The organism is ANME-2 cluster archaeon (assembly GCA_014237145.1).
Classification (GTDB): domain Archaea; phylum Halobacteriota; class Methanosarcinia; order Methanosarcinales; family Methanocomedenaceae; genus Methanocomedens_A.
In genome coordinates, this window is sequence record JAAXOC010000092.1 from 1,569 (window position 1) to 22,105 (window position 20,537).

General features: G+C 44.0%; 20 protein-coding genes and 2 tRNA genes (1 of these 22 only partly in view). 8 read left to right on the forward strand and 14 right to left on the reverse strand.

Annotated features, from left to right (window positions below; translation table 11 throughout):
• The 3 genes from HF974_11910 to HF974_11920 all read right to left on the reverse strand — a co-directional run.
• Positions 1-1,010, reverse strand: partial view of a DUF4430 domain-containing protein gene (locus HF974_11910; GenBank protein MBC2699014.1) — the 5' portion only. It extends 25 nt beyond the left edge of the window; the window shows 1,010 of its 1,035 coding nt (coding positions 1-1,010); the start codon lies at positions 1,008-1,010; its stop codon lies beyond the left edge, outside the window.
• 21 nt (positions 1,011-1,031) lie between these two features.
• A complete protein-coding gene (locus tag HF974_11915; GenBank protein MBC2699015.1) occupies positions 1,032-1,919 on the reverse strand; it encodes a hypothetical protein in 888 nt (295 codons plus the stop codon).
• A 123-nt stretch (positions 1,920-2,042) separates the two neighbouring features.
• Complete coding sequence (locus HF974_11920) at positions 2,043-3,881, reverse strand: PQQ-binding-like beta-propeller repeat protein (GenBank protein MBC2699016.1); 1,839 nt, start codon at positions 3,879-3,881, stop codon at positions 2,043-2,045.
• Between the two features lie 367 nt (positions 3,882-4,248).
• On the opposite strand from HF974_11920, the gene HF974_11925 reads away from it, so the two are divergent.
• The 6 genes from HF974_11925 (at position 4,249) to HF974_11950 (ending at position 8,126) form a co-directional block, all read left to right on the forward strand.
• Positions 4,249-4,968 carry a sugar phosphate isomerase/epimerase gene (locus HF974_11925; GenBank protein ID MBC2699017.1) on the forward strand — a complete coding sequence of 240 codons (720 nt, stop codon included), beginning with the start codon at positions 4,249-4,251 and terminating at the stop codon, positions 4,966-4,968.
• Positions 4,969-5,249: 281 nt separating this feature from the next.
• A tRNA-Asn gene (locus HF974_11930) sits at positions 5,250-5,322 on the forward strand.
• Between the two features lie 16 nt (positions 5,323-5,338).
• Positions 5,339-5,413, forward strand: a tRNA-Ile gene (locus tag HF974_11935).
• 37 nt (positions 5,414-5,450) lie between these two features.
• Positions 5,451-5,921 carry a DUF2124 domain-containing protein gene (locus tag HF974_11940; protein MBC2699018.1) on the forward strand — a complete coding sequence of 157 codons (471 nt, stop codon included), beginning with the start codon at positions 5,451-5,453 and terminating at the stop codon, positions 5,919-5,921.
• Between the two features lie 351 nt (positions 5,922-6,272).
• Positions 6,273-7,316: an elongation factor Tu gene (locus HF974_11945; GenBank protein ID MBC2699019.1), complete on the forward strand. Its 1,044-nt coding sequence runs from the start codon at positions 6,273-6,275 to the stop codon at positions 7,314-7,316.
• 15 nt (positions 7,317-7,331) lie between these two features.
• Entirely contained in the window at positions 7,332-8,126 is a 795-nt protein-coding gene (locus HF974_11950; GenBank protein MBC2699020.1) for a bifunctional fructose-bisphosphatase/inositol-phosphate phosphatase, read from the forward strand.
• A 785-nt stretch (positions 8,127-8,911) separates the two neighbouring features.
• Here HF974_11950 and HF974_11955 read toward each other — a convergent pair.
• Both HF974_11955 and HF974_11960 read right to left on the reverse strand, forming a co-directional pair.
• On the reverse strand, positions 8,912-9,232 hold the full coding sequence (locus HF974_11955; GenBank protein MBC2699021.1) for a hypothetical protein: 321 nt from the start codon (positions 9,230-9,232) through the stop codon (positions 8,912-8,914).
• Between the two features lie 121 nt (positions 9,233-9,353).
• The gene (locus tag HF974_11960; GenBank protein MBC2699022.1) at positions 9,354-9,764 is read right to left on the reverse strand and encodes a hypothetical protein; all 411 of its coding nucleotides are present in this window, start codon (positions 9,762-9,764) and stop codon (positions 9,354-9,356) included.
• A 311-nt stretch (positions 9,765-10,075) separates the two neighbouring features.
• Between HF974_11960 and HF974_11965 the strand changes: the two genes are divergently transcribed.
• A complete protein-coding gene (locus HF974_11965) occupies positions 10,076-11,506 on the forward strand; it encodes an ATP-binding protein (GenBank protein ID MBC2699023.1) in 1,431 nt (476 codons plus the stop codon).
• A 255-nt stretch (positions 11,507-11,761) separates the two neighbouring features.
• Here the strand turns inward: HF974_11965 and HF974_11970 are convergent, their stop codons facing one another.
• From HF974_11970 to truD, 8 genes are all read right to left on the reverse strand, one after another.
• Positions 11,762-12,115: a hypothetical protein gene (locus HF974_11970; GenBank protein MBC2699024.1), complete on the reverse strand. Its 354-nt coding sequence runs from the start codon at positions 12,113-12,115 to the stop codon at positions 11,762-11,764.
• A 19-nt stretch (positions 12,116-12,134) separates the two neighbouring features.
• A complete protein-coding gene (locus tag HF974_11975) occupies positions 12,135-14,306 on the reverse strand; it encodes an ATP-binding protein (protein MBC2699025.1) in 2,172 nt (723 codons plus the stop codon).
• Between the two features lie 74 nt (positions 14,307-14,380).
• Positions 14,381-14,569, reverse strand: a complete 189-nt coding sequence (locus tag HF974_11980) for a TIR domain-containing protein (protein MBC2699026.1) — start codon at positions 14,567-14,569, stop codon at positions 14,381-14,383.
• 354 nt (positions 14,570-14,923) lie between these two features.
• Complete coding sequence (locus HF974_11985) at positions 14,924-15,178, reverse strand: YhbY family RNA-binding protein (GenBank protein ID MBC2699027.1); 255 nt, start codon at positions 15,176-15,178, stop codon at positions 14,924-14,926.
• Positions 15,179-15,212: 34 nt separating this feature from the next.
• On the reverse strand, positions 15,213-15,578 hold the full coding sequence (locus HF974_11990) for a hypothetical protein (protein MBC2699028.1): 366 nt from the start codon (positions 15,576-15,578) through the stop codon (positions 15,213-15,215).
• Between the two features lie 3 nt (positions 15,579-15,581).
• Positions 15,582-16,751, reverse strand: coding sequence for a GTP-binding protein (locus tag HF974_11995; protein MBC2699029.1), 1,170 nt, complete (start codon positions 16,749-16,751; stop codon positions 15,582-15,584).
• Positions 16,752-16,755: 4 nt separating this feature from the next.
• Positions 16,756-17,457, reverse strand: coding sequence for a recombinase RecA (locus HF974_12000; GenBank protein ID MBC2699030.1), 702 nt, complete (start codon positions 17,455-17,457; stop codon positions 16,756-16,758).
• Between the two features lie 161 nt (positions 17,458-17,618).
• Positions 17,619-18,962: a tRNA pseudouridine(13) synthase TruD gene (gene truD / locus HF974_12005; GenBank protein MBC2699031.1), complete on the reverse strand. Its 1,344-nt coding sequence runs from the start codon at positions 18,960-18,962 to the stop codon at positions 17,619-17,621.
• 314 nt (positions 18,963-19,276) lie between these two features.
• Between truD and HF974_12010 the strand changes: the two genes are divergently transcribed.
• Complete coding sequence (locus HF974_12010) at positions 19,277-19,942, forward strand: hypothetical protein (GenBank protein MBC2699032.1); 666 nt, start codon at positions 19,277-19,279, stop codon at positions 19,940-19,942.
• Positions 19,943-20,226: 284 nt separating this feature from the next.
• On the opposite strand, the gene HF974_12015 is transcribed toward HF974_12010, so the two are convergent.
• Positions 20,227-20,469 (reverse strand): hypothetical protein, encoded by a 243-nt coding sequence (locus tag HF974_12015; protein ID MBC2699033.1) that lies wholly within the window; start codon positions 20,467-20,469, stop codon positions 20,227-20,229.
• Between the last annotated feature and the right edge of the window lie 68 nt (positions 20,470-20,537).

Genomic DNA, 20,537 nt, shown 5'->3' on the forward strand with positions numbered 1-20,537 from the left:
ACCCAGTACATCCAACCATTATAGCCTTCGCTTGCTATGTCTGCAATAGAATCAACAAACAGAGAATCCCAACTTGCATACCAATCATCGTTCACTGTGTAGTTAAAAATGCCATCTTCGGCAGCTGCATCAAGTGCACCAAGAGCCGTAGTTCGATTAATGACGTAACTGACACTGCTGTTGGCCGTTACATCAAACGTGGTTCCATTGATCAATGTTACATCGCCTTGCCAGATGATCTCTTGTGGCTCTTCTATAGCAACATTGATCTCCACAAGCATTGTTGAATTTGCTGGTGTCATATCCATACTGCTGCTCCAGTACCATGTAACAACATCTCCATCCTCAAGCACGAATTGGTCTGCACCAATCCCAGGCATCGGATCTTCCGGATAGTTCACCCAGTACATCCAACCATTATAGCCTTCGCTTGCTATGTCTGCAATAGAATCAACAAACAGAGAATCCCAACTTGCATACCAATCATCGTTCACTGTGTAATTAAAAATGCCATCTTCGGCAGCTGCATCAAGTGCACCAAGAGCCGTAGTTCGATTAATGACGTAACTGACACTGCTGTTGGCCTTTACATCAAACGTGGTTCCATTGATCAATGTTACATCGCCTTGCCAGATGATCTCTTGTTGCGCATCTAACACGATGTCGAAACCATTTATACCTCCATCTTCCAGTTCGGATTGTGTTACAGTATGCTCCACCATCTTTGTCTCTGAACAACTTGATGTTTCGAACAGCAGTACGTTGCCAGCACTCATGGTGTCACTGTCGAGCACGAGCTTATAGTAGTTCGATGCCGAATCGTTTTCGGCATCCCAGCTTGCGCTTGTGTTCGTATTTGTTATCTGAACCCATGTGCCGTTGCACGGGTTCCCGTCTGAGTCTGATACATGCCCGGTGATCACAAACGGTAATGGCTGTGCCATTGCGGGCGCTAACATTGTTATGCATATCATTGCTGCAAGCAATACTTCGATTATTCTTATATTCATTTATCTTCACCTCACAGTCTCTTATGGAGATGGATATGCAAGCGTACAACTCGATGTTGCCGCAATGAAGTAGCCTTCTCCTCCTTCCATCGTTGTAAAGTCATTGAATACTGCCGGTGCACCAGGCAGATACACCTCGTAGCTCTGCGATGTTGCATCCCATCTTGCAATGTACCTGTAGTTACCATCGATTGAACTCAATGCATCCGGAATATCCTCACTTATGTTCGTCCAACCGACCATGTTCAAACCTTCTGAGAGATCAGCGTTCATCGATTCGTAAGCGGTTCCCTTATATTCCCAAGTGCCGACAGTCGTGACATGCACAAAGTATCCGATTCCCGGATCCATTGTGCTCGCATCCTCAAACTGGTCAGTAGCTGTATTGTAGCTCTTCACAGCGTCATAGTTTCCTGCAATCGAGCCGAGCACCGCAGAAACACTGTTGTCCTCCGGCGTCAGTGGCAGCGATACAAGGTTCCAGCTTGCAACGAGGTTCTTAGTGAAGGTCTCGGCTGGTGGTACCTGTTCATAAAGAACGACGTCATGTATGTACTTACCAGACCATGTGTCCATATCACCAAGACGATCACTAAACTCACCAAACCATCTTCCATCCGGACTTGTCAAGTTCACATAAATCCATGTATCATCACTCAGCCCAGTTTCACCATCACAGTGCGCAGTCCACATCACATATTGTCCTGTAACCTGGCTCCATGGTTCTGTTGGATAAGTTTCATTTAAGTTCTCCATCTTTATCGTCCACCCATCCGGAACCCATGTGCCGTTAGTTGAGTATGTCGCATTGCCAACCCATGTAAAAGCTTCTCCTGCAGATGCAGTTGGCACCATTACAAGCATCATCGCGACAACGATGAGCCCAGCTATTCCTATATCCTTTCTCATTTTGTTTTGCCTCCTGTTATTCGGCTCCAAATTTTGTCATTCATTTTTATACCTCTTATTTTTAAAAAATAAGCCCCAGAAGGGGCTATCTCTTACTTCATGCTATACATGCATCATGATCCGTTATGGATTGTATTTCCAGTAGAATGTTGCACCAACTCGTCTGTATTCATAGCCCACACCTGGTTCGATCGGCTCAACATCGCTCGCACCCCACCATGTACCACCATAGTATGAAGTAGACTTGTATCCAATGCCATTTACATATCTGTATACCGTATCGCCATCAACTGGATGTCCATTGAACGCTGAAGAAAGACTCGTCTCTTCAAGCGATGCGTATCCAATGAGGTTCTTAGGATCACCCGTGGATGCTTCTCCATATATCGTTGTATTCACACTTGACAAAAGCTGCCCCACATTAGTGATGTTAAATGTATCACCACTTCTGCGATACTCGTACCCTACTTCAGGTTCGATCGACTCAACATCGCTCGCACCCCACCAGGTACCACCATAGTATGAGGCAGACTTGTATCCAACGCCGTTCACATATTTGTATACCGTGTCACCGTCCACCACATCGTCACCGATAACCTCTGCAAGCGTTGTATTACTTGAGTTAAGCGGTATCGAAAACAGGTTCTTTGGGTCGTTGTTGTTCTTGTATATCGGCATCTCAAACTGTTCCTGTCCTTCCTTTAGCGCATAGACTCTGCCATAATCCGTCCCAAAGTATACGTATCCATCAGATATCGCCATACCCTGCATGATGTACTGGTTGTCTGGTTCTGGTGGGTTCCATACCCATTGCGTGGTGTATGTGCTGTCTGTATCTTCTAAGCAATAGGCAGAGCCATTATAATCGTTTATCGTAAAGTATATGAACTTCCGTCCGTTCACAACCGAAAGGGCTGGTGATGACTGCACACCACCGAGATTCGGCGTAGACCAGACCACCGAACCATCAGATTCACTCAGACAGTAGACCTTGCCTGTCGAACCGAAAGAACCACAACCGACATATAACCGCCCATCGTAGACAGCAGGCGTAGACGTACTGTAGCCTATTGAGGTATTCCAGTGGTCGTCTGGAATAAAATGACCGGTCTGCGAATTAAAACCGAGGGCAAATGCGTATCCTCCCTTCGATGTGAAGTATATGCGATTGTATAACTCATTAAACACGATAGATGACTTAATTTTCTCATCAGTGACATCAAGGCTATCAACAAATACTCCCGTGTCCTTATTCAGGCACGTTAGATTCCCATTGTCATCTCCATAGATTATGTAGTCGCCGACAATCGCAGCGCCTGCCCAGTAATAGCCCGTGACATAAGGCGCAGTCCTGCTCCATATCTCATTGGTCACATCCGATGCATCAATGCAGTAGTACGTACTGTTGTCCTTTGTTCCATACTTACTGTTGCCGAGATAGATCTTTTCATCGGCATATGTAATTGGTGTATTGAGCTGGTAATTTTTTAATCCATAATATTTGCATTCGCGGATGCTTCCGTTGTTTGCGTATACTGCACAGACCCTTCCAGTTCCCTGGCCTTCACTGCCACTGCTTACGGCTGCATATATAATACCATTATTATATGCGGGAGTTGAAAGCTCGAAAGTCCCGGGTCCCTCGGTAAGATATGATTGCCAGTTCTCTGTCCCTGTTGTTGCATCGAAAGACCAGAGAACTCCCTGGTAGTCAAGCATATATACTGCTCCGTCCACAATGATCGGAGTGACATCAATGCCGCCCATTCCCGTACCGCTCGTATGTTTGCTCCACGTGAGTTCCGGGTCGCTGACAGGTGCGCTGTCAGCCGTGTAGCCGCTATTAATCTCATTCTTCTGGAACTGCTCCCAGTCCGATGCAGATGCAATCGTGGTCATACCAACCATCGCAACTAGAATTGCTATGACAATTGCATCTTTCAAATCCTCCTTTATTTTCATTTCAAATCTCCTTTATGTTCTATCTTAACCTGCTCGCTCGGATAGGATACTTCATTATCGTGATGCGTCGATTGAAAAACCATAGTGTACACAATCAAGATGGTTACCCAACCAGATGTAGTTGAAGTAGACAAAAGTAGAGCTATTAAATATAATATGTGATTTAGGTTATAATTATAATCGAAATAGATAACATAGATTCCAATAACATGCTGAAGACTGGAAATGTGCAAAGTATATGGCGTTTTGTCTAAATTAGCAGTAAGAAACGCATCCCTTCCCCACCATACAGTGAATTTCAGGTATAACACCCAACAAATAGCAAATACGAAAGTCTTATAATCACCTCCATAATGATGTTCAACCTATGATCGGTATATCCTCCTATGCGTTCCACGAACTGCCGCTGTCTGCGGCACTTGAAAATATTGAAAGCATCTCAAAGTGCGCGGAGATATACTCAGAGGGTATGCACGACATTTTCCGTCATGCTCAGACACCTCTTTCGTATGACCTTAAGTACTCGGTCCATGCTCCCACCACTGACCTGAACATCAGCAGTATCAGGGAGCCGATCCGTCGGGCGAGTCTGGAACTGGTACGCCAGGCAGTAGATATGTGCACCAGGATAGATGCTGAGATGCTGGTCGTCCATCCCGGTTACTTTTCCTATTCATATGATCTGCCTGCGGCAAGGGCGGCCCTTAACCGTTCCATTCGCGAGTTTGCAGACATTTCCGGTGATACCGGAGTGCAGATATGTATTGAGAATATGCCAAACTGGGAGTGCTTCCTTTTCAGGCAGCCGGATATCGATCTTGATGGAACCGGTCTTGTACTGGATACAGGTCATGCCAATACCACCGGAACCCTCAATGAGTTTATAAAACACGATATAGCGCATTTCCATTTGCATGACAATCACGGTGAGAAGGACGAACATATGTGGATAGGCGGCGGGAATATTGATTTTTCCAGCTTACAAGAAGTGTTGAAGAAAAGCAGAGGTATAAAAGTGCTGGAACACAGGAACGGCGAATATATCAAGAAAAGCATGGCAGCACTGAAAAAAATGGGAATAAAGTGAGATGCCTCAGATAAACGAGACCGTTACAATTCGTGTTGGTGAATACAATTTATCATTATTGGTACTACTGGCAACTATTCTGATCAAAGCATGAACGCACAACTCATGAAGCGCAGCTTTGCGATTTTTCACACTAATTGTAATAGATATTTCATGTCATTACTTGTAAAGTATGCAAAGGAAAAATCATACCAACATGTAATGTAACGGTCTCAGATAAACAAAACCTTTAAATCAAAGAGTGTCATTAGAACGCTTCGCAAAAAACCAATTTGCAGAATGCCGCCATAACTCAGTTGGTAGAGTGCATGGCTGTTAACCATGATGTCACAGGTTCGAGCCCTGTTGGCGGCGTCCTTTGCTTATAGGGGGGCCTGTAGCTTAGTCAGGTTAGAGCGCCCGGCTCATAACCGGGCGGCCACCGGTTCAAATCCGGTCAGGCCCATTAACTTGCAACAATAACAATACCAGGGGTGGTATAAATTAAAGAAATAAATGTTTCAAAAGGTATAGGCGGTCTACTTAACATATTTAAGGATATTTCTAAAGATTCAGGCAGAATTACATTCATTGGTACACCAGGATTTTGTACTCCTTTTGCCGAACTGCTCTCCTTTGTGATCCGTGGTTCAGAAAAAAAACTGGTCTTCATACCCAATACTTCAGTGGATAGAGCAAGATCCATCATATCCACACCCGAAGGCATGCAGTTGGGTGAGCCAGCCGACCCGGCAGCTGATATGGTGGTCCTGCTTGGCGGGCTTGCAATCCCAAAGATGAACACTGATGTAAATGAAATTAAAAAAGTCATTGACGATATTACCAACCCGGATAACCGGACGATCATCGGTGTATTTTTCATGAGCATCTTCCAGGAAACAGGATGGACAGATGTTATTGACTTTGATTATCTCCTTGATTCACACATGAAGAACACAACACTGAAAAAATAAGCCTGGCTAATAATAGGGCAATAATATTATAGTTAAAAACCAAACAATATTGACTAATAAAATGCAAAATTTAATAAGTTCTAAGCAATAAACCACAGAGAGCACAGAGGGTAAAATCAGTTACAAGCTCTGTGTTTCTCTGTATCCTCTGTGGTTAAATTATAATTATCTGAAGATCAGAGTGTTAAGACATTAGTATCGATGATTTCTATTGAAGTCATCTATCGATAACTTCTGTCGAACTTATCTATCAAATATTAGGTTCTTAACTGTAATTACCTTTAAGCGAATTTAACGGTGCTGGCACCTGGTGGTCAGCCCCAGGGAAAAAAACACTTATATTGAATTGACATGGTATCAATAGCAGTTATCGGTGGAGAAGGATCAGGCAGGAGTTCGCTGGCATCCAGGCTGGGTAAGAAAGGCAATACTTCAGACATTACTATGTATGACTTTGCCAAAGGTGACCAGATACTTACTATTATCGACCCGTCAGGTTATCCCGCTTCCCCGAAACCACTTACAACAGCACTTGGAATGTCTGAGATAGTACTGTTATGTATCCCCCCTGCAGGAATGGATGCGGCAGCCGGGGAGTGTGTTATAGCTGTTGACCAGCTGGGCCTGAAATACGGCATAGTCGTCCAAACCATGTCTGACAGGTCGAACCCATATGAACTGGAAGAGAATGCAAATAACATTCATTCATTCTTACAGGGTATGACTGCCAGGGACTGGGATATAATACCTGTATCTACTACAACCTTTGAAGGGATGGAGCAATTAAAAGAAGCGATAAATGAGCTTGACAGGGAGATTACTGTCCATAACCTCAAAATGGCAGACAAATCCCCAAGGGTAGTCGTGGATCATTACTTTAACGTCAAAGGTATAGGTTCGGTCATACTGGGAAGAGTGATCCAGGGAACTGTGCATAAACACGATAAACTGACCATCTACCCGATCAACCAGGTAATAGAGATACGCAATATCCAGATGCAGGATGTGGATAAGGAATCTGCAGGTCCTGGTTCCAGGGTGGGACTTTCCTTAAAGGGTGTGCAGGCAAAAGATGTAGACCGGGGCAATATTATCTCATCTGACGAGACGACGGCAAAGGATATTGAACTTGAATGCAATGTCTCAAAGTTCAGTTCCGGACTGGGCGTAGGTAGTACACTGCACATGTATGTTAACCTCCAGTCCACACCAGTAAAAATAACAGGTATCATCATTGACGGCCAGGATGTGGGCGAAGCCCGGGCAGGCAATACATGCAAGTTATCACTTTCTATAGGCGAGGAAGTTTCATTTTGCAACGGTGATATGTTCTTGCTTACCGACCTGAACCAGCCAAAGCAGCGGTTTATTGCCGGATGTAAATACAATATCTGACCGGGAGGTTATAATTTGGATGAAATAGCAACATTGTGTAATGATGTTTCACTGGCAGTAGCCGATTCAATAAAAGACCTTGTAGGCACCCAAAAAGGCGGTGAAGTGGTGGGAATGGGAGCTGACGGTACGCCTTCCAAGTTTATCGATATAGTGGCCGAGGATGCAGCACTGGAGATACTGGCATCCTCGGGCATTGATATGAAGATCGTTACTGAAGAAAAGGGTCATCTCACTTTCGGGGATGCTCCCGAGTTCACTGTGGTGCTTGACCCGCTGGATGGTACATATAATGCAACCCGTGATGTTCCATTCTATTCAGTTTCTATAGCCATAGGTGATGCCAACCTGACAGATATCAGGTATGCTGAAGTATATAACCTGGCTAATGGTACGGATTTTACTGCCGCTAAGAACAAGGGTGCTTTTTACAATAACAATAAGATACATGTTTCCCAAGCTGCTAAACTTGATGAGTTTACTGTGGCATCTTATGGATACAAGGATAAAAGTGATGTATTCAAGCGCCTGGGCAGGCATGTACGGCGTCTTCGCTCTTTTGGAAGTGCCGCCCTTGAGTTAAGCTTTGTAGCATCAGGCAGGCTGGATGCATTTATAGACCTTCGCAGCAGATTAAGGATCATGGATGTGGCGGCCGGGATACTTATTGTCAAGGAGGCAGGGGGTATCGTGACCGACGGGCATGGGCAGGCGCCCAGTGGTGAACTGAACGTTACCAACAGGGTAAATATTGTGGCTTCTAATGGTGTGCTCCATCCTGTTCTTGAAAAAACGGCTGTTGTTCTTTAGGTGTGGGTGCCGGCCTGGACGTGTTTGAGGCTGTGAATGTGATTGTGGGTGGGTGTTAAATGCACTACATGTGTCATCGGTTATGAGTAATATTGTGATAGAACACGGATTGTACGGATGCACACAGATACGAAAATAAATCCGTCTAATCAGTGTCATCTGTGTTATATTTAAACTAAATTGGTTAATTATAAAAAATCATTGGTTATTTGGAAAACGATGCATATCGAATCAGTCAAACTCCTTAACCGATGACTAATGGAATGCACCATACAGGTCTCGTTACATCTCGAATGGGATTGGCCGTGACTGCATTCTATGGGTGTTTTGTGCATAATTTAAAAATATCTGAACCAAAACCACAACAGTGACGCTAAAATTTGGGTACGGAGTCAAACATTGCGACGGAATACCCAACCGCAGCAGAGCTGCAGGGTATAGTGATTAAGATCAAGTGCACATTATCGATATACTTTATCGTGATGTTCAAAATTAATGAAAATTACTGTTTCGTTTTTCTTATCAATCGAGTCAAACGTTGCGCTGGCACACCCAACCGCAGCAGAGCTGTGGGGTATAATAATTAATATAAACAAGCACAAACGAACCAACATGAACTCTTCGTTTCCCTTTTAGCACGTTTCGGAGTGGCTTCCCCAATTCAGGATTTATACTAATCTCGAGTATTTTGTGAATTATTCTCTGATAAAGAATATAATCCTTCTTTTTTATCTTTTGAAGAATTGTCTCCAGAACATTCTCAAACTGGATGTTATATGGCATGGTCAAAGAAAACTTTTTTCAAACTCTTCAGGGGTATATTGCGTAAATTTACCTTCTTTAACCCTGCGTTCGGCTGCCTCAACCTTTTTTATAAATTCTTTGCGGATTTTTTCTTCAGGTGGATAAAATTCATCCCTGATTATATCAAGTACCTCTGTCAGAATCTCCTGCCTCAACTCTTTTTTTAATATTAATTTTAATTCATCCAGATTTGCGATTGCGCCCATAAGAATAAATAGAATTTCATGGACTTTAAAGATTTGTATTGATTTCAAAATTTGAGCATGAGCATGGTGAAGAGCATCACCGAATGAGGGTGCCATACTGCCGCAAGCATGCGGAATGTGTGGAGAGCGTGCAGATGGGGGCGGTTGGTTGTGGCTGTGCCTGTGCCTGGGGTGTCGGTGTTCGAAGAGCGGGCCAGGGTGGGGTATGAAATCGCCATCAGCAGTGTGGATGAGGAGCAGGTGGAGACTTGATATCCCACACCCTGAGAGTCTTATCACTTGATCCTGAGATTGCGTGTTTTCCATTTGGCGTAACAGCAACCGCATCGACCCGGTCGGTGTGACCTTCGAGGGTACGGATGAACCGTGTCCAATCTTCATCAATATCAAGGTTTGTAAAATGCACAGCACTCATACCGTGGGGCAGGCTCTGGAAGTCAAGATCAGGTGAGGCGATCACAGGTAGCACACAGACACCTTCCTGCCTCGCGATCCGCCATTCCCTGCGCACTATATATGAGTCCATTGCAGCAGGTGTCATCACCAGCACCATGTGTTCAACGTGTTCGCTTGTGAGCGCGGCAACGATCTGCTGCCACCAGGCTTCGCCCACTTCAATCTCGATCATGTACTACCACACAGCAAAGCCATACTTTTCGGTCAGGCGGCGGCGCAGGTCTTTGGCAAAGTCTTCTCCATCGCTGCAGCATAGGAGATGAATATACGAGGAGGGCTGAATGGTGGGTGCATGATTTCAGCATGGTTTGTATCTTCTTAAATCATTCATATTGCACACTCGGAAATATGTGTAACCGGAAGTACTGATCACAGAGAAAAAACACGCAATACAATTACTACCAATACAAAGGTAATAAACTGACAGATGAACTACCAACATAAAGGTAATATATTTATATAATCATTACCAACATAAAGGTAATGATCGATTCAGAAGACAATGTCCAAAAAATATTGGATGTATTGTATGAGTATAATCCTTGGTGGAAAAGCAGTGAGTTTCACATTCCGAAATACAGGACAAAATGGTTTGATTCACTGGCATCGGCAATGGATAGCCAAAATATCGAAATTGTTTATGGTCCACGGCAGGTTGGTAAAACAGTCTTGATGAAGCAAGTTGTGAAACACCTGATCGAATATGAACATGTTTCACCACACAATATCATGTATATTTCCATGGATCACACATCCATTGACATGATCTGCCCTGAGCCTGTCAAAGATATAATTGATGTTTATTCCACCTTCGTTAAACCTTCCGGGAGCGAAAAAGCATATATTTTCCTTGACGAAATACAGACTATTGCTAATTGGAGCAATTATCTGAAACAATTCCATGACCTGCAATCTCCTCTTAAGTTCACAGTTTCAGGTTCATCAAGTACTGAAATTGAAAAAGGCGGTTCGGAATCGTTGATCGGAAGGTCACGACTTCGTTTGATGCTTCAGTGGAAGTTTGCAGATTATGTCAATTATTCTCTTTTCAAGGAAGAATATCCATCAAGATTATGCGATATGGCAGACGCTACACCAGTCACGAATGCACTCATTGAAAGGGATGCAGGTGCGATGTTTGATGCTTTACTGGTGTATCGTGATGCATTACTGAAGAATGGCATATCCCTTGACAAATATATTCTCGATTACATCGTAAAAGGCGGTTATCCTGCACTTTTAGATGCCGATCTTGAAACATCAAGGGATGTGCTTATGGAGCGGTTTGGGTTGACCATACATAAGGATATAATGCGAATGTTTTCTGTCCGGAACATAAAGGGGCTGGAAAATCTCGTGTTGCGGTGCGCTATGCAGAGTGGACAAATGACCGATTATCATGGTTTTTCAAAGTCCATTGGCATAAAGTATGATACATTCATGGTATACCTCGGGTATCTCACTGATGTTTTTATGATATCAGAGTCACGTTTCTATTCAAATGCGGACAGTACTTTCAAGAAAGGAAAAAAACTGTATTTGCGTGACCACCCCACAAGAAACGTACTTGTCGGACTATTGAACAGGCGTTTGTTTGAATTTGGTGAGGAGATCGGTAAAACCGTGGAAACGATCGTTTCAGACCATGCATCAAGATTAGTGTATAAATTGGAAGGGCGCATGCAGAGTTATTACTGGAAAGGGAAAAAAGAAGTGGATGTAGTGATCAAACTCGGCCCGATCCCAATTCCGGTTGAGGTCAAATATCAAGAACATCCTGACGACATAGGGGGGGTTAAAGAGTTTATGAATGAGTTTGACACAGGGATCGGTATTGTTGTTACCAAGAATACTTTACGGCTTGATGGTGATATTTTGTTTGTGCCACTGCCTCTGTTCCTTGCAGTTTGCTGATGGATGGTTTTGCTTCAATTGCGAATTAAAAAATATGAGATGAGGTGAACCCATTCTTTTTCATCAACTCCACTTTTCCCAGATCTATAGTTAGACGTATCACTTATAGTAGAACTCTCGGACTTTACTTTGCCATTTTAGAAAAACACCAGACAAAGCTCTTTTTTCATCAGAACTCATCTTATGGGTGGGCATTTTGTGTACAAACACATCTGTAACTCCACGATCGAACACCCCTCCCGATATTCCATCTTCTTAAAAAACAAGTGTCGGCAATCCGAGAGAATACAATATCCCTGATTCAAGATGGTTCCAAGGAGTGGGAAATTTTACCGTGCTGCCAACGTCAACAGCATACTCTTTATTCGTGCCTCGTTTCCATGTGCCAGAACTTGTCTCAAATTGTTCGAATCCCAATATGATTCCACCAGCACAATGCTTGGATATTACATAGACCTCTCGAAGTGGGAGCTCCGTGGGATAATCCGAACGGCCCAAAGTCCGGGGTTCTAATTCAAAGCGATTAATCGCCTCCAATACAATCTTCATAGATGCTTCTTGGTTAATATTGAGTAAAGTTGGACTGGAAACAAATACAGGTATTTTCATCTATCTAATCCTCCAGCTGTTATCTATCATGGATAGCCTCTGCCAACCGTTCCCGCGACGCACCAAGTATCACATCGCTCACCAGAAGACGCGAGAACGACTCTTCATCAAGATGCAGCTTGAGCTGCTCCTTTGCAGGAAGATAAGCCTGTTCCCATGACCGCCGCCCGTTTAACATGCTCATCTCGATGATGGCTTCGATCGAACGTGTGCCATGTTTATAACTTTTGACGTTGATCAGTGCCCGCAGCACGCCGTCATCGATCCTGAGATGTTTCCTGCTGTCAAAGAGGTTATCTGCCTTCTGTTCGAGTAGAGAACGAAGTAGCATCGAGCGCCTGATTACAAATACCGTATCCTCTGCCCCTCTTTGGTTAGGTCCCCTTATATTTACGTAACCGCGCAGACGGCTTGTGAAATCGGGTCCTTTTGCATCTTTATACATCCTCTCTTCTTCAGGGTCCATAGTATCGGCATCATCGGCATCGTCTCCAGAGAATCTTTCAAATGTATTGTTTATTCCGCCTGCAAAGACAAAGATCGATCTGCCGATGGGATGCATCGTCTCCCTCTCCATGAATTTTCCGTCCTGCATCGGTTCTAAAAAGTATTTCAGCCAGCCAAGTTTCCCATTAAAATCCGAATCGAACTCATCAAAAAAGACGAGCGGGATCTTCCCCTCAAGTGCAAGGTCGCGGACCTTATGAAACGCGCTGATCAGGTCAGACTTTGAATCAAACTGGGAAAGATTGAAATTCAATAGCTCAATCCTATCTGAAGCGATACTCTTTGCGATCTCGGTTATACCAAAAGATTTGCCAGAACCGGGCGAACCAAAGACCGCTATTGAAAGCGGCCGGGTATAGCTATCTGATTCGATATACTCCCGCATCAGGTTCTTTATACTGTGAAAGCTCTCAATCTCATTGCGGTCAACACTCTTTAACTTCCCGAAGTTACCTATTGGGACGTTTTTAAGTGAAGCAGTCTCTCCTTCCTTTACAATTCCATAAGCGATGCGCTCCAGCACGGGATCGTTGATCTCTTTGAGGATGCACCACGTGTGCGGATCCGCATCCTCTGCCGTGTTCTGATCAGATATTGCCACATCAGCTATGGAATCACCACTCTGTTCACCGGCTAAAAAAATACCAGCTACGTGGTAGGGATATTCAGGTTCTTGTTCTTGTTCTTGTTCAGGTTCGTCCTTTCCAAAACCTTGCCTGACAAGTTCCCGGGAGGCATTTAACCCATCCCGCACCGCCTTTCCCACCGCATCAGAAAGTGAGTCCCCACAAACACACTGGACAGCGATCCTTGCTGCGAGTGCGGCAACGAATACGGAAGAGATTCCTTGCATCTTTCCTGGGTAGTTATGCGTAAAGTCGCCCTCGCTCATGGTCGGATCGAAGTACAGCCGGGCTGTTGCATGGTCGCCCGCCAACGTGTAATGTATCGCGCCTTCGAGACCGAAGCGAACCACAAGATTGCTACAGCCTGTAAGCCCCAGTCCGGCGTTGTATGCCATCTGCCAGACGAATTCCTTTGCTGTCCGCTCCCATGAAAGAGAGCGGCTGATGTTCATACCGCTTGCACGCAGATCATCCGCGGTCACGACCACAACCAGCCTTTCAGAATGCTTCTTTGAGACGTGCCCCCACAGATCACCGGAAGCAAGAGGGCGGTGCATCTTGCATACCACGATGGGTTTTGCCCCTTCGTCCTGTATCGCTAAAGGCAATTTTGTTTTATCATCACGAAATCCGTTCCCTGCATCGTCGAGAACCACCATATATGCACGAGGATCGTCATCTTTAAAGGAAAGTGGCACCCTGGCGTCTGCGGTGGGTCCTGTAAACCCTCGGCAACGCCCGATTCGGTAAACCATCCGGTCTTTATCCATATCCTTATGGTCTGATGAATATGGGAAAAGCTCCAATTCGGCGTTTGAGTGAAGGAGGACCTTCGGGGGAATTTTATCGATATTCTTCAACTGCGGCGAAACCACATTGATACCGGTTGCAGTGCGCATAAAATCCGCTAAAAGAAGCGCACCTCCGGGTTTTGCGGTCATGCGCGTCCCTGAGTAAAGTTTCCAGTTTAGCCCCGCATCTTCAGGTTTTGTTGGCCATTGCAGCCAGTCAATGCAGACATCCCCGGTAACAACGATTGTGGGGTTCTTACTCTCCATGCTCTCTCCTCCTTTGCATTATGATTCATACCTATAGCGTTTACAATCAGATAAATTCATCTGCGTTCTCTCGTTCATGCACCAATCAGCCAGTCATATCCCTCAATGGCATCGCGGAGTTCCTGCAGGAATGTCAGACCGCGGCTCTGCATGGTCTGTCTGTCCCACCATACATCGAAACCATGCTCGGTCAGATCATTGTGGAGCTGCTCGACGAATGGCTCATCATCGGCACGCGCGTATGAGATGAAAATTTCTGCCATTGGATCCCCTTCAACTGGTTCGTTAAAGGAGATTGTGATGGTTGTTATTAATGGCTTATGCCTTCTCTCAAATCTGTAGGATCATTTCCCAAATCTCCTGCAAGTCTGCTCCTAGGGACGCTGGATCACGGTCTAAAAGTAAGACTAAAAAATGCGGTGGGAAACAAAACGGGAATTGCTGGTTGATGGCAGATTAATGTTTTGATCGGGACTACACAAATTGGTTTAATTGTTATTGGTTTTCAGTGGATATTTGAAAGGCAGGTTTGATTACCTTTCCATCAGCTTCAATTACACTCAAAATTATATTACATCATCCTAAAACCGTTGACCATATATTCCGGTTTTACCCGTTTATTTGCGATATAATACTGCACTACTTCCTCTAATTTCGATAAGCTGGGACCCGGTACGTTTTGCAAGTTCCTCGGCAATAGCCTTGCGGTCCATATCTCCCAGTGCAGATTTTAATATCTTTACCTTTACCAGTTTATTTTGTTTTAGCTGCCTGAGCAGTTCCTCGATCAGCGAGTCAGTAACACCGTTTTTTCCTATGTTCAATAAAGGTGTTAAGTGGGCAGCATCATGTTTTAATTTATATATGTCCATTTTCATCCAAACCACAAAAAAAATAAATCAAAGCTTAAAGTAATCCCTTGATGATCTTGGACGCTTTTTCCAGTTCCAATAATATCAGGCCAAGACCCGCATCAGGGGTTGTAAGTACGATTAATAGTGCCTTTGGGCCCGCACCTGTGGCAATAAGCTTTCCATGTTCTGATTCCACGATCACCCTTTCCGGGATACCTTTACCTAACTCAGTAGTAGCAGTCTCTGCTGCACCCAGCATGGTAGCCGACATTGCCGCAAAAGTCTCTGCATGTTGTCCTATGGGCATAATTGCCTTCATGAGAAGTCCATCCCTGCTGGCAGCGGCGCTAGCTTCGACTCCGCCTACTTTTTTCAAGTCAGTAAGCACTTTCTCCAATGCCTCCAAAGTCGAATCCATCCGTTATGTACCTCCTGTTATTTTTTCAACCAGCAGTTCAAAAGCTTCAAAAACTCCTTTCTTCTCTGTAGCTATTGCTGGGATTATAGGTACATCTTCTGGTATATTAAATTGACTACGTATATTATCCACTGACATAGCGCCGGGAATATCCTGCTTATTAGCAATGATCACATAGGGAAGTCCATATCCTTTAGTGATTTCCAGCATCTGTTTTGCCCTGATAAAGTCTTTAGGCGCGGTAGAGTCCACTATCAGGAATATCCCCATGGCTTCACCGCTTATCATCTTTATAATAGGGTCGAACCTCTCCTGGCCCGGTGTTCCGAATATATCTGCACTGAAGCCCTTATGGTCAATATGTCCATGATCAAGGGCGATGGTAGTTCCCAGTCGGTCCACCGAGATAGCCCTGGTAGACAGTGAATGAACAAACGTAGACTTGCCAGCATCAAAGGGTCCTGTAACCAGTATCTTGGGGATGTATATCTTGATACCACCAGGTCTTAGCACCCTGAACAGCATAGACTGTGCCTTATGGTCTGTCCAATCAGCTTTTAACACACCGAAATACTGGCCAAAAATGACACGTTCGGCAATACCGCCAACACTGATGACCGAATTGAAAATTTCATCCTTGATAACCTTGATGGTAGATTCCAAATATGGCCAGGCAGTGAAGTTGTAGATGATGACATGGTCATGCAACACTGCAAACTTGTTCCATAATTTAATGGCTTTCAATGTATTTTCTTCACCACAGAGATCCATGATGGTAGAAAGTGAACCAACCATGATGACGGATTTCTTAGGTACATCCTTCATGACCTGAATGATAATTTCATTCATATTTTCAATATTCTCAGGGTCGGAAACAATATATTTTTCATCAGAAAGGTCCCCTACCAGGGACGAATATGCATCGATAATAGTCAATTTGTCTTCAAATTTCCGGATGCTCCACCCAAACTCCGTGAAATAGTCTTTCATCATGCCGGGATTTGAACTGGAGGTAATATATACACACGAAGTGTCTTTAGACAGGTTATGGTACAGTGTCTGCATACCGAAAACATCGCCTTCAACCCCTGGATGATTAAAGTATACCATGGATTTACCTGCAGGAATACCATCTCCTAGAAATTTATCTAGTCTGGGTATACCTGTTTCCACCAACCTAATCACCGCCAATTAAGACCAGGTCAGCCCCATTAATAGTATATTCGTACCAGGGGGATGGTTTTTGTCCCATTCCCACAACCCTGATAAAATGGTCATCATTCTCTTGTTTCACTTCAATAACACCATCAAAAAGCTGCTTCAAAGTGGCGATGGCCTGGTCGTCGTGCATACCATCCTCAACCAGATAAACACCAATGGCTCCTGCAGCTTTTACCCTGCCTGTAAATACATGCAGGAATCTAAACACGGTCTGGATGTTGGAGTACATCAGCATGGTAGAAAGTGAATTGATACACAATCTGGTCTTTCGGATATTCTTTTTCATCCAGAAATCCTCAAGGAACTGACTGATCTTAACCCCAATACCTGTCAGGTCGACCGGACTGGATGCCCTCTTGATGTTAATAGTATCGGCTGTGGGCACACCCAGGGTCTTGGTGACACAATCCACAATGCCAATGTGTTCCAAAGGTATTTCCAGATTATTGTATTCGAACCACTGTAGCACGTTTTCCCCGGGTTCACGGGTAGTGACTATTACGGCTGCTTCCCCCTCCTTTAACCCATTAAAAACAATGTTATTGATGATGGTCTCTTTTCCGCTCATTGGCGGCCCTAGCAGCATGATATTTGAACCAGCCCTGATACCTTTGATACTTTCATCTAATTTATCCAAACCCAGAAAATAGCCATCCATATTTTTTTCTCCATAAGTAAGTTGCAAACAATTATAAATATTGTTTTCGTTTAATCATCACTTTATTTTTATCAAATATTTTATTTGACAATGTGTATACTAGTTAAATAAAATTTCTTCACTATTTATTAAGCTTCCACATAATATATATTTATTACCCGTTATTTTCCTTTTAGGATGTGGTCTGCAGCCGGGTCGCTCTTCATATATTCACGCAGCACTGTTGTGGCATATGCTCCCCTCTGCAGGTCAAATTCAAGTTCCACTGCCGAATATCCCGTATTCAATTTGTCTTCTGTTACTTTATATTCCGGGTTTACCGGAATTATAATCTCACGCCGCAGTCCTTTACTGGCAAGTTCAGGTACTGCAGGCATCCTGAATCCTTCAATATCCACCTTTTCCTCTTCTATCACTGCCTGCTCAATCTCACGGGCCAGTCCCCCTGACATGGGCGTTTCATACCCAACAATTGGTCCGGTCACAAACGCACGACCCCTTCGTATCAGGTTATTGATGCCATCCAGTGTATCCTCGTCTACATTCTGCATCCTGGTGGGGTCAGGGAGTCCGGCCGCATTCTTGAAGCAGACGATATCCCCGGGAAGCGCTTCGTTGATGGGCATCCCCCTTTCCAGACGCCGGCTGAGTATGAGATTGAACAGGTATGACTGGTATGCATGCACGAACATTTTCCTGAGATTTGGGGATAGCGCATTGAAAGCACCTGCGTAGTCCCCTGGTTTTTCCACTAGCCGGGTCATCATTGCGCGCTCATACCTTAGGCGTAGGGGGTACTTCCCGATCCCGCCCTTGAAGTCAAGTGTATCAAGCACGTATTGCCTGGACTGCCTGGCTTCCTCTGACTCACCAGGATATGGGCGGGCTATGTATTCAAGGGCTGCCCCTTCAATGTCACCTTCCACAAGTTTGCGGCCAACAATGTGGGTTATGGGGCGCTGGATGCCGAATCTTTGGATGCCGAAGAAGTTAGGCACGCCGCCCACAACTTTGATCTGTGATGTGGTAAGGCCGACCATAGTATCCACCTCATCCACTGGCTGCGCTATCTGGCGTACTATAATCTTGAACCGGTTTCCCCACAGGTCGCCCAGGCTCACTTTCTTGTTGGACCGACCCACGGCAGTAAGGGTAACATCCCTTAACCTGATGCGCTCAAGTTCCGGGGTGTCCATATCATATATGCTGATCTTCTGGGTGGTCAGGGCCTGCTTGTCCTTAGTGCCTGCCCAGCCTATTCGCTGCTGGCTGATGTGGAGTATGCGGGAGATGTCCCGTACCAGGTGATGGGTATCCCAGTTCTTTTTGGTGAGGGTGCAGATGAGGTGGCTGCCTGAGTCTTGTTCTTCACGGTTTGTAAGTTCTTGTACAATAAAATCTTCCGGGACCTGTCTTATGGTTCCGCCAGTACCGGGTTTGGTGGTGATGTATACTGTTATGCCTGTGTTTTGTTCGAGGTTGGGGGGTGTGGGGGGTGTGGTCATCTGGTGTGCTGGTTGGAGTTGATGGTTGATGTAGGTTGTTGTGTGGGTGGTGAATTATTGATGATAATTTATTGATTTAATGTAAATATTTCTTTTAATTTATATTAATGAGAATATATTGATGCCGGATTCAGGGTGAAAATTTTCATAATCATTCCGCTACATAATTATATATTAATTGTGAAACATATAAAACCAACTATTATTTCCTCATTATTATAATGTAGAATATATTTATATATAATTATATTAATACTGTTTTATGCGACACCATTCATGGTGAAACAATTGAAAAATTCGTGGAGAAAAAATAAATGAAAAATAAAAACATGTTAGCAGCTGTTCTTGCTGCAATAATGGTATTGTCAATTGTGGCTTTAGTGCCAGGTGCTCTTGCAGGGAATGACAATAAAGGGAATGGTGCTCCAAGTGGGCAGCATTACAACTTGAACTTGATTGGTAAAGATAAGATAGATATACTTCCAAATGATGACAACAATGGACATCGGATATTTGTTAATTTGTATAAACGTACAAAAATCTCTCTTGAGGAAGGACCTTTCGAAGTAATTGACGCTGATGGAACAGATGGAAAAGCAGTTTTCCAACTGCCTAAGCCAGAAAATACATATGTTACTGATCCCGCTACAGGAGAAGTTACTGAATTTGTACCTGGTGCATATGAAGTTTATATAAGACCACTTGGTAAACCAGGTGGAAATGGAAATATAACCACATGTGCCTTTGATTCTGAAGCAAATGAAACGGTTTGCTCTACCAATAATGTCATTTTAGTTAGAGAGAAAGGGAAGTCTACATTTGGTGATGTAACACAAGAGTTGACCACAATTACCTACTTTGATGAAGAATCTGGAAAGTGGATTACAGTAGACATCTTTGATGAGAGTCTTGAAGGATATTTCTGGGATTACGACAACAATGGATTAAGGCTTGTACAGTTGAGATTCTATCCACTTTAAATATTAATCTTAAATTCCATTAAGGTTAATTAAATCTGATCCTGGGTTTCCCGGGATCACTCAATTTTTTTATTTTTATTTTCCATTATATTCTTTACTTTTATGTTCACTGACACCCAGGAATAATAGGTGGTGTCCTAAGTTACGTGATTTGATACACTTAGTTATTATTCAAGTACGTTACTGATATTGATTTTAAGTAATATGTCGAAAATCTGCAAATTGCCTCCCAGCATAACGATTAGTGTGTAAAGCCACGACTTGCAGGACATCACCGAATAATACTATATAAATTTATTCTCATCAACATCCTCGCAATCATAGTACAACCGTTTTAGATGGCGGTATACGGAAACATTCATATAATTACTGGGCTCTACAAGCTCCATCCCGGACTCCCCGGGATAGAACCGGTACACACACCTGCCATCCGGAAGTATCATAATCACCTCACGGTCCTGCCGCTCCCCAGGGCGGGACTTACCCAACCCAGGTACAGTAAACACTGGTTCATCAGTTCGCTTCATTCCGGGGAGCAGCCTGGCTTCCTCCTGTCGATGCTGCTCAAGCCTTGAGATAGGTACACAGTAGTCGA

Excerpts from the sequence above, each read along its gene's own strand:
- HF974_12000 (MBC2699030.1), bottom strand. The coding sequence starts at position 17,457 with ATGGATGGCTATTTTCTGGGTTTGGATAAATTAGATGAAAGTATCAAA.
- HF974_11970 (MBC2699024.1), bottom strand. The coding sequence starts at position 12,115 with ATGAAAATACCTGTATTTGTTTCCAGTCCAACTTTACTCAATATTAAC.
- HF974_11925 (MBC2699017.1), top strand. The coding sequence starts at position 4,249 with ATGATCGGTATATCCTCCTATGCGTTCCACGAACTGCCGCTGTCTGCG.
- HF974_11915 (MBC2699015.1), bottom strand. The coding sequence starts at position 1,919 with ATGAGAAAGGATATAGGAATAGCTGGGCTCATCGTTGTCGCGATGATG.
- HF974_11965 (MBC2699023.1), top strand. The coding sequence starts at position 10,076 with ATGATCGATTCAGAAGACAATGTCCAAAAAATATTGGATGTATTGTAT.
- HF974_11960 (MBC2699022.1), bottom strand. The coding sequence starts at position 9,764 with ATGATCGAGATTGAAGTGGGCGAAGCCTGGTGGCAGCAGATCGTTGCC.
- HF974_12010 (MBC2699032.1), top strand. The coding sequence starts at position 19,277 with ATGAAAAATAAAAACATGTTAGCAGCTGTTCTTGCTGCAATAATGGTA.
- HF974_11945 (MBC2699019.1), top strand. The coding sequence starts at position 6,273 with ATGGTATCAATAGCAGTTATCGGTGGAGAAGGATCAGGCAGGAGTTCG.
- HF974_11980 (MBC2699026.1), bottom strand. The coding sequence starts at position 14,569 with ATGGCAGAAATTTTCATCTCATACGCGCGTGCCGATGATGAGCCATTC.
- HF974_11990 (MBC2699028.1), bottom strand. The coding sequence starts at position 15,578 with ATGGATTCGACTTTGGAGGCATTGGAGAAAGTGCTTACTGACTTGAAA.
- HF974_11975 (MBC2699025.1), bottom strand. The coding sequence starts at position 14,306 with ATGGAGAGTAAGAACCCCACAATCGTTGTTACCGGGGATGTCTGCATT.
- HF974_11920 (MBC2699016.1), bottom strand. The coding sequence starts at position 3,881 with ATGAAAATAAAGGAGGATTTGAAAGATGCAATTGTCATAGCAATTCTA.
- HF974_11985 (MBC2699027.1), bottom strand. The coding sequence starts at position 15,178 with ATGGACATATATAAATTAAAACATGATGCTGCCCACTTAACACCTTTA.
- HF974_11955 (MBC2699021.1), bottom strand. The coding sequence starts at position 9,232 with ATGGCACCCTCATTCGGTGATGCTCTTCACCATGCTCATGCTCAAATT.
- HF974_12015 (MBC2699033.1), bottom strand. The coding sequence starts at position 20,469 with ATGAAGCGAACTGATGAACCAGTGTTTACTGTACCTGGGTTGGGTAAG.
- truD (MBC2699031.1), bottom strand. The coding sequence starts at position 18,962 with ATGACCACACCCCCCACACCCCCCAACCTCGAACAAAACACAGGCATA.